The sequence below is a fragment of the Thauera aromatica genome (assembly GCF_023093595.1).
GTDB lineage: Bacteria > Pseudomonadota > Gammaproteobacteria > Burkholderiales > Rhodocyclaceae > Thauera > Thauera aromatica_A.
On record NZ_JALLIK010000065.1, the window covers coordinates 1 to 13701 of the forward strand.

General features: G+C 66.6%; 14 protein-coding genes. 11 read left to right on the top strand and 3 right to left on the bottom strand.

Annotated features, from left to right (window positions below):
- Nucleotides 1–57: 57 nt before the first annotated feature.
- On the top strand, nt 58–855 hold the full coding sequence (locus tag MXC99_RS01265) for a fused MFS/spermidine synthase (protein WP_247723816.1): 798 nt from the start codon (nt 58–60) through the stop codon (nt 853–855).
- Nucleotides 856–923: 68 nt separating this feature from the next.
- Here MXC99_RS01265 and MXC99_RS01270 read toward each other — a convergent pair whose 3' ends face one another.
- Nucleotides 924–1775, bottom strand: a complete 852-nt coding sequence (locus MXC99_RS01270; protein ID WP_247723817.1) for a 4-hydroxybenzoate 3-monooxygenase — start codon at nt 1773–1775, stop codon at nt 924–926.
- A gap of 20 nt (nt 1776–1795) precedes the next feature.
- The gene (locus MXC99_RS01275; RefSeq protein ID WP_247723818.1) at nt 1796–2113 is read right to left on the bottom strand and encodes an FAD-dependent monooxygenase; all 318 of its coding nucleotides are present in this window, start codon (nt 2111–2113) and stop codon (nt 1796–1798) included.
- Nucleotides 2114–2287: 174 nt separating this feature from the next.
- On the opposite strand from MXC99_RS01275, the gene MXC99_RS01280 reads away from it, so the two are divergent.
- From MXC99_RS01280 to MXC99_RS01305, 6 genes are all read left to right on the top strand, one after another.
- Nucleotides 2288–3163, top strand: coding sequence for a helix-turn-helix domain-containing protein (locus tag MXC99_RS01280; protein WP_247723819.1), 876 nt, complete (start codon nt 2288–2290; stop codon nt 3161–3163).
- 289 nt (nt 3164–3452) lie between these two features.
- On the top strand, nt 3453–4619 hold the full coding sequence (locus MXC99_RS01285) for an ABC transporter substrate-binding protein (RefSeq protein ID WP_247723820.1): 1167 nt from the start codon (nt 3453–3455) through the stop codon (nt 4617–4619).
- 80 nt (nt 4620–4699) lie between these two features.
- The gene (locus tag MXC99_RS01290) at nt 4700–5620 is read left to right on the top strand and encodes a branched-chain amino acid ABC transporter permease (protein WP_247723821.1); all 921 of its coding nucleotides are present in this window, start codon (nt 4700–4702) and stop codon (nt 5618–5620) included.
- A gap of 14 nt (nt 5621–5634) precedes the next feature.
- Entirely contained in the window at nt 5635–6669 is a 1035-nt protein-coding gene (locus tag MXC99_RS01295) for a branched-chain amino acid ABC transporter permease (protein WP_247723822.1), read from the top strand.
- Nucleotides 6670–6709: 40 nt separating this feature from the next.
- Complete coding sequence (locus tag MXC99_RS01300; RefSeq protein WP_247723823.1) at nt 6710–7459, top strand: ABC transporter ATP-binding protein; 750 nt, start codon at nt 6710–6712, stop codon at nt 7457–7459.
- Nucleotides 7456–8172 carry an ABC transporter ATP-binding protein gene (locus MXC99_RS01305; RefSeq protein ID WP_247723824.1) on the top strand — a complete coding sequence of 239 codons (717 nt, stop codon included), beginning with the start codon at nt 7456–7458 and terminating at the stop codon, nt 8170–8172. The genes MXC99_RS01300 and MXC99_RS01305 overlap by 4 nt, the downstream gene beginning before the upstream one ends.
- A 103-nt stretch (nt 8173–8275) precedes the next feature.
- Here MXC99_RS01305 and MXC99_RS01310 read toward each other — a convergent pair whose 3' ends face one another.
- Nucleotides 8276–9166, bottom strand: a complete 891-nt coding sequence (locus tag MXC99_RS01310) for a LysR family transcriptional regulator (RefSeq protein ID WP_247723825.1) — start codon at nt 9164–9166, stop codon at nt 8276–8278.
- Between the two features lie 146 nt (nt 9167–9312).
- Between MXC99_RS01310 and MXC99_RS01315 the strand changes: the two genes are divergently transcribed.
- Genes MXC99_RS01315 through MXC99_RS01330 form a run of 4 tightly spaced genes read left to right on the top strand, consistent with a single transcriptional unit; the run spans nt 9313 to nt 13449 of the window.
- Nucleotides 9313–10500: an acyl-CoA dehydrogenase gene (locus MXC99_RS01315; RefSeq protein WP_247723826.1), complete on the top strand. Its 1188-nt coding sequence runs from the start codon at nt 9313–9315 to the stop codon at nt 10498–10500.
- A gap of 17 nt (nt 10501–10517) precedes the next feature.
- A complete protein-coding gene (locus tag MXC99_RS01320; protein ID WP_247723827.1) occupies nt 10518–11741 on the top strand; it encodes a CaiB/BaiF CoA transferase family protein in 1224 nt (407 codons plus the stop codon).
- Nucleotides 11742–11767: 26 nt separating this feature from the next.
- Nucleotides 11768–12517, top strand: coding sequence for an electron transfer flavoprotein subunit beta/FixA family protein (locus MXC99_RS01325; protein WP_247723828.1), 750 nt, complete (start codon nt 11768–11770; stop codon nt 12515–12517).
- A 2-nt stretch (nt 12518–12519) separates the two neighbouring features.
- Nucleotides 12520–13449 carry an electron transfer flavoprotein subunit alpha/FixB family protein gene (locus MXC99_RS01330; protein WP_247723829.1) on the top strand — a complete coding sequence of 310 codons (930 nt, stop codon included), beginning with the start codon at nt 12520–12522 and terminating at the stop codon, nt 13447–13449.
- Nucleotides 13450–13701 lie beyond the last annotated feature (252 nt).

Consider the following 13701-nt stretch of genomic DNA (forward strand, 5'->3'; position numbering starts at 1 on the left):
GCGCCTCTCCGCCGATGCCGTCACTGCCAATCCCGTCGTCGTTGAACATGGCGTGAATTGTCCAACGATGGCTACGCAGCGAGAAGGACGCCGCTCAGTGACCGGTTACGCTACGGCAAACCGTTCGTGCTCGAAAACGGCGGCCTGCGGGCGCTGCATTTCGGCCTCGGTTTCGTTCAGAGCGTGATCCGCATCGCCGATCCGGCGGTGCTGGAGTTGGGCTACGCCCAGCGCATGATGGCGTTCCTGCTGTTCAACCCGCGTCCGCGCCGGCTCATGATGCTGGGCTTGGGGGGCGGTTCTCTGGCGACGTTCTGCCACCGCTACTTGCCGGGGGCGCAGATGACGGTGCTGGAGATCGACGCGCACGTGATCGCGCTGCGCGAGCTGTTCGGGGTGCCGCGCGACGACGCGCGCCTGCGCGTGATTCATTGCGATGGCGCCCGCTACCTTGAGAAAAACGACGAACGCTGCGATGTGCTGCTGGTCGATGCGTTCGGCGCCGATGGGGTGAGCAGCGCGTTTCTCGACACCGATTTCTACGAACATGCCCGCCGGCGGCTGACTGGAAAAGGCGTGCTGGTGATGAACGTTGCCGGCGACAGACGCGATTACGCAACCCACGTCGCGCGCTTGCTCGAGGTGTTCGACGAGCGCGTTATCGCCATGTCGGTGCGCGAAGACGGCAATTACATCCTGTTTGCGTTTCGTGACCCCGCGTTCGAGCCGCGCTGGAAGTGGATGCGCACGATCGCTCTGGGGCTGCAGGGGCGCTTCAGCCTGGACTTTCCTGGCTTTGCCCGGCATCTCGAGCGCGGCCAGGTGCTGCGCCTGGCACAACGTCTGGCGCGCTGAATGCGATTCAGCCTGGCCTCTGCAGGGAGAGGGCCGGTGAAGCCCTCTGTCCTGCGTCGGCGGTGTGCTTACTTGAAGGTCGGATCGAAGGGCAGGCCGACGTAGTTTTCGGCAATCGTCGTCTTGCCGGCAGTGGAACTCATCAGGTAGTCGAGCTCGGCGAGCTGGATCTTGTGCTCGATCGGATCCTCGTTGAACTTGTGCATGATCGAGGTGAACCACCACGAGAAGCGCACCGCAGCCCACACCCGGCGCAGCGCGGTCTCTGAGTAACGGTCGAGCAGGTCGTCACGGCCTTCGTTGTAGTGCGCGATCAGCGCGGTCGACAGGTAGTACATGTCGGAGGCCGCCAGGTTGAGGCCCTTGGCGCCGGTCGGCGGCACGATGTGGGCGGCGTCGCCGACCAGGAACATGTTGCCGAAGCGCATCGGTTCGGCGACGAAGCTGCGCAGTGGGGCGATGCTCTTCTCGATCGACGGGCCGGTGACCAGATTGGCGGCGATGTGTTCGGGCAGGCGCTTCTTCAGTTCGTCCCAGAAACGCTCGTCGGACCAGTCCTCGATCTTTTCGTCGAGCCCGACCTGGATGTAATAGCGGCTGCGGGTGTGGGAGCGCATCGAGCACAGGGCGAAGCCGCGCTTGTGGTTGGCGTAGATCAGCTCCTCGTGCACCGGCGGGGTCTCGGAGAGCAGGCCGAGCCAGCCGAAGGGGTAGATCCGCTCGTACTCGGTGATCATGTCGCGCGGCACGGCGGCGCGTGAGGCGCCGTGGTAGCCGTCGCAGCCGGCGATGTAGTCGCAATCGATGCGAGTCTGCTGGCCGTCCTTGACGAATTCGAGCTGCGGCCGGCCGTCGAGGAAGCCGGTCGGGTGCACGTCGCGGGTCTCGAAGATCACGGTGATGTTGTCGTCTGCGAGCACCGCGTCGTACAGATCCTTGGTCAGCTCGGTCTGGCCGTAGTCACCATCACCTGCTTGCCGCCGGTCAGCGATGCCATGTCGATGCGCTCCTCGCGGCCGTCGAAAGTCAGCACGATGCCGTCGTGGAGCAGGCCTTCCTTGTCCATGCGCTCGCCGACTTTGGCGCGGCGCATCAGATCGGCCATGCCTTGTTCGAGGATGCCGGCGCGGATCCGCGCCTCGACGTATTCACGGGTCTGGCGCTCGAGAATGATGCTGCGGATGCCGGCGAGGCTGAGCAGGCGGGCGAGGCACAGGCCCGAGGGGCCGCCGCCGATGATGCCGACTTGAGTTTGCATGAGTCTCTCTCCTGGTTGGGGGTGTCGCTTGGTGGACGATTTCAACTATAGGAGGGAAAAACGCTTTTGGCTTGAATTGCTTGAAGGTAATGCTTGTACTTTTGGAAGCTTTCTGCAAGCTCGGGTAGTATGTGCTGCGAACCTTTCCGGAGTCTCTCCATGATCGAATCCAGAGTGCCCAGCTACAAGCTTTTCGGTGAGACGGAGCTCTGGCCCACGCCCGAGCCGGTGCACTATGAAACGATCGCCGAACGGAGCGCGCTATACGACTGGGAGATTGCCCCGCACAGCCACGACTCGCTGATTCAAATCACTTTTCTGGAGGAGGGGGAGGTGCGGATGGTATTCGAGACAGAAGTCTTCGAGCTGCCTACGCCGTGCCTGGTGATGGTTCCGGCACGGCATATCCACGGGTTCCGCTTTTCGCCCGGCGTGATCGGGCACGTGCTTACCCTGCCGCAGTCGTTGCTCGGAGAGTTGCTTGCACTTTCCACTGATCTTCGCGGGGCGTTCGACAGTCTGCGTTATCTCCCGCTGGCGGGGGATGCGGAGGGCTATGAGCGCATGCGCTTACGCTTCGAGCAGTTCCATCGCGAATATGCCGGCCGGGCGCCGGGGCGGATCAGCATGCTGATGGCGATCCTCGCCATCGTTTTGATCGAACTCGCGCGCGCGGGCGGAATCGGCACCGAGCGCACCCCCCAGGACCGGATCCGGCACCGCGTCGAACGCTTCGCCGAGCTGATCGAAGCGCATTTCCGCGACTGGCAGCCGGTCGGTTTCTATGCCGGGCGTCTCGGCGTCTCGGCCCAGCAGCTCAATGCCAGTTGCCGCCGCGAAACCGGCCGCAGCGCGCAGGCGATGATCCACGACCGCCTCCATCTCGAAGCCCGTCGCCTGCTGGCGTATTCCGACCTCGACGTCACCGGCATCGGCTACGCCCTCGGATTCCGCGATCCCGCCTATTTCTCGCGCTTTTTCTTGCGCCGGCAAGGCGTGCCGCCCTCCGAGTTCCGGCGTATCCATGCGGGACGGCAGTCGGTGCCATGAGGCCTCCGCTCCCGGATCGGTGGAGGCTCGCTCGCCGGTGCGGCGCGAATCGCCGGTCATCGAAACCTCCTTCATAGTGTTGTGCACTATTATGCACATAAATGCGTAAAATGCTATTTCTTTGTAGATTTGTATCATGCGGTCTGGCGGGCCGTGCGGCCCGGTCGTGCTCCCCCGCAACGAAGCGGCGCGGCCGGGCGGTGAACGCAGCGGCGGGACCCCGTGATAATCTCCCGGCCCGTCCCGCGTTCCCTTCCCGATCATTCACCGTCCATACGAGGATGCCCCGATGCCGAAGTTGAAGACCGTTGCCGTGTCCCTTGCCCTGTACGCCGCCCTGGGTGCCCACGCTGCCGCTCCGATCAAGGTCGGGATGGCGCTCGACATCTCCGGCCCCTTCGCGACTATCGGCGCCGAGACCCGCGACGGCTTCAACCTCGCGATCGAGAAGCTCGGCGGCAAGCTCGGCGGAGTGGAGACCGAGTTCCTGCAGACTGACTTCGCCGGCAACCCGGAACAGGCCAACCAGCTCGTCGCCCGCTACCTGCAGCGCGACAAGATCGACTTCTTTACCGGCCCGGTCGCGTCCAACTCCGCGCTCGCGGTGGGACCGGCGCTGTTCGCCGCCAAGGTGCCGTTCCTGTCGAGCAACCCCGGACCCAGCCTGTTCGCGGGCAAGCAGTGCAACCCCTACTTCTTCGGCGTCTCGTACCAGAACGACACCTATGACGAGGCCGCGGGTAAGGTCGCCAACGAAAGGGGCTTCAACAACATGGTCCTGATCGCGCCGAACTACCCAGCGGGCAAGGACCACATCGGCGGCTTCAAGCGCCTGTACAAGGGCGCGGTGAAGGAGGAGATCTACACCAAGGTCGGCCAGATCGACTACGCGGCCGAGATCGCGCAGATCCGCGCGGCCAGGCCGGACGCGGTGTTCGTCTTCCTGCCCGCGGCGATGGGGATCAACTTCATCAAGCAGTACGTCGGCAGCGGGCTGAAGGACATTCCGCTGATCGCGCCGGGCTTCACCGCCGACCAGGACGTCATCGAGGCGGTCGGCGAGCCGACGCTGGGCATGCTGAACACCGCGCATTGGGCCCACGACCTCGACGTGCCCGCCAACAAGGCCTTCGTCGAGGCCTTCGGCAAGAAGTACAACGGCCGTTATCCGACCGTGTATGCGGCGCAGGCCTACGACGTGGTGATGGCGATGGATGCCGCGGTGCGCGAAGTCGGCGGCAAGGTGGCTGATCGCGAGGCGGTGGTTTCGGCGCTGAAGAAGGCGAACTTCGAGTCGGTGCGCGGTGAGTTCAAGTACGGACCGAACAATTTCCCGGTGCAGAACTATTATCTGCGCGTCGTCGACAAGGATGCGAGCGGCAAGCTGACGAACAAGCTCGTCGGCACCGTGCTGGAGAAGCACCAGGACGCCTACGTCGGCGACTGCAGACAGTAAGCCATCGACTTCAGGTGCGGCGGCGGGGCATCCCGTTGGCCGCGCTTTCATGCTGCACGGCTTTATCCCGTTCCCCCCCGATGGATTCGATCTTCGTTTTCGAGCAGCTCCTGAACGGCCTCGGCTACGGCCTGATGCTGTTTCTGCTCGCGGCCGGCCTCACGCTCGTGTTCGGCATCATGGACACCATGAACCTCGCCCACGGTTCGCTCTACATGGCCGGAGCCTACATCGCGGCGCGCGTGCATGAGGCGAGCGGCAGCTTCGCCGCTGCGGTCCTGGTCGCGGTCGCGGCGACGGTGCTGGTGGCCTTCGTGCTCGAAGTGCTGATCGTGAAGAAGCTCTACGCCCGCGACCATCTCGCGCAGGTGATCGCGACCTTCGGTGTGATCCTGATCGCCGACGACGCGGTGAAGGCGCTCTGGGGGCCGTCGCCGCTGATGGCGTCGATGCCGGCCGCGCTCGCGGGACCCGTGCAACTGCTGCCCGAACTGCCGTATCCGGCCTACCGGCTGGTGCTGCTGGCGGTGGGGCTGCTGGTCGCGATCGGGTTGTACGTGCTCGTCAATCACACCCGCGTCGGCATGCTCGTGCGCGCGGGGGCATCGAACCGCAGGATGGCGGAATTCATGGGGGTGCGCGTCGGGCGCGTGTTTTCCTTCGTGTTCGCGCTCGGTGCGGCGCTCGCGGCGCTGGCCGGTGCGCTGATGGGGCCGATCAGCGCGGTGCAGATCGGCATGGGCGAGGCAATCCTGATCCCGGCGCTGGTGGTAATCGTGATCGGCGGCATCGGCTCGGTGCGCGGGGCCTTCATCGCCGCGCTGCTGGTCGGGCTGGTCGACACCGCCGGGCGCGCCTTCCTGCCGCCGCTGCTGCGTGCGCTGCTGCCGCCCGCGCTGGCCGCCGATCTGGGGCCGGCGTTGGCGGGAATCGCGATGTACCTGCTGATGGCGGCGGTGCTGATCCTGAAACCGGCGGGGCTGTTCCCCGCGCGCGCCTGAGCGAAGGAGGCTGCATGGAACGATCCGGTCCGGGTGAGGCGCCGCGCACGGCGGGCGCGGTGGAGCAGGGCGGCGGCAGGCCGCCACTGCGGCCCGGGGCGTCGCCGCCCGCGCTTGCCGCGCGCCTGCTGCCCTGGGCCTTGCTGCTGGCGCTGGCGCTGCTGCCGCTGCTCGGGCCGCTGTTCGAACTCGAATACTACGTCGGTTTCGTGCGCCGCTTGCTGATCGTCGCGATCGCCGCCACCAGCCTCAATTTCATTCTCGGCTACGGCGGCATGGCCGCCCTCGGCCATGCCGGCTTCATCGGCGTGGGGGCGTACACGGTGGTCGCCCTGGTCGATGCCGGGATCGACTCGGCCTGGCTGGCGTGGGCGGCGGCGCTGCTGCTGTCGGGGGGCGTGGCGGCGGCGATCGGGGCGGTTTCGCTGCGCACGCGCGGAGTGTATTTCCTGATGATCACGCTGGCGTTCGCCCAGATGCTCTACTACCTCGCGGTGTCGCTGAGCACCTACGGCGGGGATGACGGCTACGGCCTGTATGTTCCGCTCGTGTTCGGCGGCGGACTCGGCACCGGTCACGCGCACGCCTTCTTCTGGGTGGTGCTGGCGATCGCGGCGCTCGTGTTCGCGTTCGCCAGCCGGCTTGCCGGATCGCGCTTCGGTTACGCACTGATGGGGATCCGCGACAATGAAACGCGCATGGTCGCGCTCGGCTACCCGGTGTTCCGCCTCAAGCTCGTCGCCTTCACCGGCGCCGGCGCGCTGGCCGGGCTGGCCGGTGCGCTGCTCGCCAGTCACAGCAATTTCGTCAGCCCCTCGCTGATGCACTGGACCGAATCCGCGCTGCTGCTCGTCATGGTCGTGGTCGGCGGCCTGGGCCGGCGCTGGGGGGCGGTGCTCGGGGTGACGGTGTGGCTGGTGTTCGCCGAGGCGCTGAAAGCCTGGACCGAATACTGGCATTGGCCGCTCGGCGTGCTCTTGCTGGTGGTCGTCTTCTTTGCGCCGCGTGGTCTGGCGGCGCTCGCCGAGCGCAGACGGGGGGCGGCATGAGTGCGCCCGCACGGCCGCGCAGCGACAGGAGGGGCGTCCGGTGAGCCTGTTCGTGGCCGACCGTCTGGTCAAGCGCTTCGGCGGCCTGCTCGCCACCGATGCGGTCAGCCTGGCCGTCGACCAGGGTGAAATCCATGCCCTGATCGGGCCTAACGGGGCGGGCAAGACCACGCTGGTCAATCTGATTTCCGGCCTGTTGCCCGCCGATGGCGGGCGTCTGGTGCTCGATGGGGTCGAGCTGACGGCGATGGCGCCGCACCGGCGGGTGCAGCATGGTTTGTCGCGGTGTTTCCAGATCACCAGCGTATTCGGCGGGCGCAGCGTGTTCGATAACCTGCTGCTCGCGGTACAGGCCCATGCCGGTTCGAGCTTCCGCTTCCTGCGCCGGCGCGCGGCCGAAACCGGTTTGCACCGGCAGGCGCTCGAGCTGGCGCAGATGTTGGGGCTGGAGACGGTTTTGCATCGGGTGGCGGCAACCCTGCCGCACGGCCTCCAGCGTCGGCTCGATCTTGCTCTGGCGCTTGCCGCGCGGCCCAAGCTGCTGCTGCTCGACGAGCCGATGGCGGGCATGGGGCCGGACGATTCGCAGCAGATGGTGGCGCTGATCCGGCGCCTGCGCGAACATACCGCGATCCTGCTGATCGAGCATGACATGAATGCGGTGTTCCAGCTCGCCGACCGCATCTCGGTGCTCGACTACGGACGCGTGCTGGCTTGCGGTGAGCCAGCGTCGATCCGCGCTCATCCGCAGGTGCGGGCAGTGTATCTGGGCACCGAGGAGGGCCTGTGAACGACCGGACGCTCCTTGCCGGCTGCGGCCTGGAGGCCGGCTACGGCCCCAGCCAGGTCCTGTTCGGGCTCGATCTGGATATTCATGCCGGCGAGGTCGTGACCCTGCTCGGGCGCAACGGCATGGGCAAGAGCACCACGATCAAGACCCTGATCGGCGGCCTGCCGCTGCGCCGCGGCGAGGTCCGCTTCGGTGGCCGGCCGATCCATGGCCTGAGCGCCGATGCCATCGCCCGTCTCGGGGTGGCGGTGGTGCCGGAGGGGCGGCAGTGTTTTCCCAATCTGACCGTGCGCGAGCACCTGATCGCCTTTGCCGACCGGCGCAACGACAGTGCCGCGCCATGGACGCTGGAGCGGCTGTATGCGCTGTTTCCGCGCCTGCGCGAGCGGGCCGGGCACATGGGCAACGAGCTCTCCGGCGGCGAGCAGCAGATGCTGGCGATTGCACGCGCGCTATCGACCAATCCGCGCCTGCTGATCCTCGACGAGGCCACCGAAGGCCTCGCCCCGGTGATCCGCGAGGAAATCTGGCAGTGCCTGGCCCAGCTCAAGGCGGCCGGCCAGACCACGCTGGTGGTGGACAAGTACGTCGAGCGCCTGCTCCGTCTGGCCGACCGCCACTTCATCCTCGAGCGCGGGCGTATCGTGTGGCACGGCAGCTCGGCCGAGCTCGACGCCGATCGCGCCCTGTGGCACCGCTACCTCGGCGTGTAGCGACCCCGTCCGCTCCCGCCGGCGGCCGGCAAGGCGGGTGTGTCACCGGCTGCGGGCGATCGCCGGGCACCCCGCCAAAGCCGGAGCGGGCGTGGCGATCGGCTCAGGCGCGGGCCACTTCGGCCAGCAGCCACTCGCGGAAACGGGTCAGCGCCGGGCGCTCGGCCTTGCGCTCGGGCACGATTAGGTAATAGGCGCGCGTGCTCGGGAAGCTGCAGTCGCAGGGAGTCATCAGGCTGCCGGCGGCCAGTTCGTGCTGGATCAGGAAGGGCGGGATGAGGGCGACGCCCATGCGCTCGATGGCGGCCTGGGCGAGCATGGAAAAAAGCTCGAGGCGCATCCCCGCCATGTCCTGGTCGGTATTTACTTTTGCCGATTCGAACCAGTGGCGCCAGGCGTAGGGGCGGGTGGTCTGCTGCAGCAGCGACAGGCGGGCGATCTCCGTCGGCGACATCTGCGCGCGTGCGCCCGGAAGCGCGGGGCTGCATACCGGGACCGGATATTCGCGCATCAGGAAGTGCGCCTCGGTACCGGGCCAGCCGGCATCGCCGAAGTAGATCGCGGCATCGTATTCGGTCTGATCGAAGAGGAAGGGGCGGGTCTGGGTGCTCATGTTCACCACCACTTCGGGGTTCTGCTGCTGGAAGCCGGAGAGGCGGGGAATCAGCCAGCGGGTGGCGAAAGTCGGCACCACGGCCAGGTCGAGCGTGGTGCCGGTGCCGTGGTGGGCCATCACCGACAAGGTGTCGCGCTCGATCGCATCGAGCCGGGGGGCGATCTGGCGGCTGTAGCTCAGCCCCGCTTCGGTCAGCTGCACGCCGCGCCGGGTGCGGCGGAACAGGGCGACGCCGAGGAAGCTTTCCAGCGTGCCGATCTGGCGGCAGATCGCGCTCTGGGTGAGCGCGAGTTCCTCCGCGGCGCGGGTGAAACTTTCATGCCGGGCGGCAGCTTCGAAGGCGAGGAGGGCCGCGGTGCTGGGAATTTTCTTGCGCATGGACCGTGGGGATGCTTCACGGAGTGAATTAAATGCACAGATTACTTCATAAATATCGCTTGAAACCAGGGTGAACGAGCAATAATATGCGTTCCACGCACAGGCAGGCGCCTGCAAACGACACTGGAATGCAACAGGAGAAAGGCATGGCTTCGAACAAGGCGACGTTCAACTGGGAAGATCCGCTGCTGCTGGACCTTCAGCTCACCGAAACCGAACGCATGGTGCGCGATACCGCCCGTGCCTACTGTCAGGAGCAGCTGCTGCCGCGCGTGCAGGAAGCCTTCCGCCACGAGAAGACCGACCCGGCGATCTTCCGCGAAATGGGGGAACTCGGTCTGCTCGGCCCGACCATTCCCGAGCAGTACGGCGGCTCGGACATGAACTACGTCTGCTACGGCCTGATCGCGCGCGAAGTCGAGCGCGTCGACTCCGGCTACCGCTCGATGATGAGCGTGCAGAGCTCGCTGGTGATGGTGCCGATCAATGAATTCGGCACCGAAGCACAAAAGCAGAAGTACCTGCCCAAGCTCGCCACCGGCGAATGGATCGGCTGCTTCGGCCTGACCGAGCCGAACCACGGCTCCGACCCGGGCAGCATGGTCACCCGCGCCAAGAAGGTCGCCGGCGGCTACAGCCTGTCGGGCAGCAAGATGTGGATCACCAACAGCCCGATCGCCGACGTGTTCGTGGTGTGGGCCAAGGACGACGAAGGCCAGATCCGCGGCTTCATCCTCGAGAAGGGCTGGAAGGGCCTGTCCGCCCCCGCGATCCACGGCAAGGTCGGCCTGCGCGCCTCGATCACCGGCGAGATCGTCATGGACGAAGTCTTCGTCCCGGAAGAAAACGCCTTCCCCGACGTGCGCGGCCTGAAGGGCCCCTTCACCTGCCTGAACTCGGCCCGCTTCGGCATCGCCTGGGGTGCGCTCGGCGCTGCCGAGGCCTGCTACGAGACCGCGCGCCAGTACGTGCTCGACCGCAAGCAGTTCGGCCGCCCGCTCGCCGCCAACCAGCTCATCCAGAAGAAGCTCGCCGACATGCTCACCGAGATCACTCTCGGCCTGCAGACCGTGCTGCGCGTCGGCCGGATGAAGGACGAAGGCATCGCGCCGGTCGAGATCACCTCGATCGTCAAGCGCAACTCCTGCGGCAAGGCCCTGGACATCGCCCGCGTCGCCCGCGACATGCTCGGCGGCAACGGCATCTCGGACGAGTTCTGCGTCGCCCGCCACCTGGTGAACCTGGAAGTGGTCAACACCTACGAAGGCACGCACGACGTCCATGCGCTGATCCTCGGCCGCGCCATCACCGGCATCGCCGCCTTCAGCAACTGAGTCGCAGCGAACGCATCATGCCCGGCGCCCTCTCTCACCTCCGCGTCCTCGATCTGTCGCGCATCCTGGCCGGCCCCTGGGCCGGGCAGATGCTGGCCGACCTCGGCGCCGACGTGATCAAGGTCGAGCGTCCGGGGGTCGGCGACGACACCCGCGGCTGGGGGCCGCCGTGGCTCAAGGACGAGCAGGGGGCGGAGACCTCGGTCGCCGCCTACTACCTGTGCGCCAACCGTAACAAGCGCTCGATCACGATCGACATCACCCGTCCGGAAGGGCAGGCGCTGGTGAGGAAGCTCGCCGCCGAGTCCGATGTCGTGCTGGAGAACTTCAAGGCCGGCGGCCTCAAGCAGTACGGCCTCGACTACGACAGCCTGAAGGCGGTCAATCCGCGCTTGGTCTACTGCTCGATCACCGGCTTCGGTCAGGACGGACCGTATGCGCCGCGCGCCGGCTACGACTTCCTGATCCAGGGCCTGGGTGGGCTGATGAGCCTGACCGGCCGCCCCGACGGCGAGGAAGGCGGCGGGCCGATGAAGGTCGGCGTGGCGCTGACCGACATCCTCACCGGGCTGTACGCCACCAACGCCGTGCTCGCGGCGCTGGCCTGGCGGGAAAAGAGCGGGGAAGGGCAGTACATCGACCTCGCCCTGCTCGACGTCCAGATCGCCTGCCTGGCCAACCAGGCGATGAACTATCTTGCCACCGGGCAGAACCCGAAGCGGCTGGGCAATGCGCATCCGAACATCGTGCCCTACCAGGACTTTCCGACCGCCGACGGCTACATGATCCTGGCGATCGGCAACGACGGCCAGTTCGCCCGCTTCTGCGAGGCGGCCGGACAGCCGGCGCTGGCGGCCGATCCCCGTTTCGCCACCAACCGGGCGCGGGTGGAAAACCGTGCGGTGCTGATCCCGCTGCTCAAGAAACTGACGGTGGAACGCAACACCGCCGACTGGATCGCCATGCTCGAGGCGCTGGCCGTGCCCTGCGGGCCGATCAACACCCTGGCCGACGTCTTCGCCGACCCGCAGGTGGTGGCGCGCGGGATGAAAGTGACGATGCCGCACCCGGCCGCCGGGAGCGTGCCGCAGGTGGCGAACCCGATGAAGCTGTCGGCCACGCCGGTCGACTACCGCCTGCCGCCGCCGATGCTCGGTGAGCACACCGAGGCCATTCTGGCCGGAACGCTCGGCCTCGACGCCGAAACCATCGCAGGCCTGCGCGCAAGCGGCGTGGTCTGAAACAACAGATTGAAGGAGAACCTGCCTTGAAGATTCTGGTACCTGTCAAACGCGTGGTCGACTACAACGTCAAGGTGCGCGTGAAGGCCGACGGCAGCGGCGTGGACATCGCCAACGTCAAGATGAGCATGAACCCGTTCGACGAGATCGCGGTGGAAGAGGCGGTGCGGCTGAAGGAAGCCGGCGTGGCGAGCGAAGTGGTGGCGGTCACCTGCGGTATCGGCGCGTGCCAGGAGACCCTGCGCGCGGCGATGGCGATCGGTGCCGACCGCGGCATCCTGGTGGAAACGGACGTCGAGCTGCAGCCGCTGGCGGTGGCCAAGCTGCTGAAGGCGGTGTGCGACAAGGAAGCGCCGAACCTGGTGATCTGCGGCAAGCAGGCGATCGACGACGACGCCAACCAGACCGGGCAGATGCTGGCGGCGCTGGCGGGCTGGCCGCAGGCGACCTTCGCCTCGAAGGTGGTGCTCGAAGGCGGCCGTGCGCAGGTGACGCGCGAGATCGACGGCGGGCTGGAAACCCTGTCGGTGAGCCTGCCGGCGGTGGTCAGCACCGACCTGCGCCTCAATGAGCCGCGCTACGCCACCCTCCCCAACATCATGAAGGCGAAGAAAAAGCCGCTCGACACGGTCAAGCCGGCCGATCTCGGCGTCGATGTGGCGCCGCGCCTCACCACGCTGAAAGTATCCGAGCCGCCCAAGCGCAGCGCGGGCGAGCGCGTCGCCGACGTCGCGCAGCTGGTCGACAAACTGAAGAACGTAGCGAAGGTGATCTGAACATGACCATTCTCGTCATTGCCGAACACGACAACCATTCGATCAAGGCCGCCACGCTCAACACCGTGAGCGCGGCGGCGAAGCTGGGTGGTGACATCCACGTCCTGGTGGCCGGTGCCGGCTGCGGCGCGGCGGCCGAGGCGGCGGCGAAGATCGCCGGCGTGGCCAAGGTGCGGGTGTGCGATGCGCCGCACTACGAAGCGCAGACCGCAGAAAACGTCGCCGAGCTGGTCAAGGGCCTCGCCGGCGACTACAGCCACGTCCTCGTGCCGGCCACTTCGGCGGGCAAGAACATGCTGCCGCGGGTGGCGGCGCTGCTCGACGTTGCCCAGATCAGCGACATCGTCGCGATCGAATCGGCCGACACCTTCGTGCGTCCGATCTACGCCGGCAACGCCCTCGCCACGGTGAAGAGCGCCGATGTGATCAAGCTCATCACCGTGCGCACCACCGCGTTCGATGCCGCGGGCGAGGGGAATGCCGCCCCGGTCGAGGCGGTCGCCGCTGCAGCCGACCTGGGCGTTGCCGCCCTGGTCGGGCGCGAGATCACCAAGAGCGCCCGCCCCGAGCTGGGAGCGGCGAAGATCATCGTCTCCGGCGGTCGCGGCCTGGGCAGCGGCGAGAACTACCACAAGCTCCTCGAGCCGCTCGCCGACAAGCTCGGTGCCGCGCTCGGCGCCAGCCGCGCCGCGGTCGATGCCGGCTACGTGCCCAACGACTACCAGGTCGGCCAGACCGGCAAGATCGTCGCGCCGCAGCTCTATATCGCGGTCGGCATCTCGGGCGCGATCCAGCACCTGGCCGGGATGAAGGATTCGAAGGTGATCGTGGCGATCAACAAGGACCCCGAGGCGCCGATCTTCCAGGTCGCCGACTACGGCTTGGTCGGCGACCTGTTCGAGATCGTCCCCGAACTGGCTGCAGCCATCTGAATTTTTAACGGTTTTTCCCCTCTCCCTCTCCGCGGCATGCTCAGGCCAGTCTGGCCTGGCTGCCGCTTTTTTTTTGTGCGGTTCAAGCCGCTGTGACAGCAGGTCGTCGGCTGGGCCGCATCCAGCGTCTTCTGGTCAATAGTAAGCGCTCCACGAACCCCATTCTTACGTAGCTCCGTGTGAGCCCGCATGCTTCGGCTTCCGTTTCTCAGGGAGCACGAGCATGTCGGAGCGCAGCAAGTTCTGGTTGTC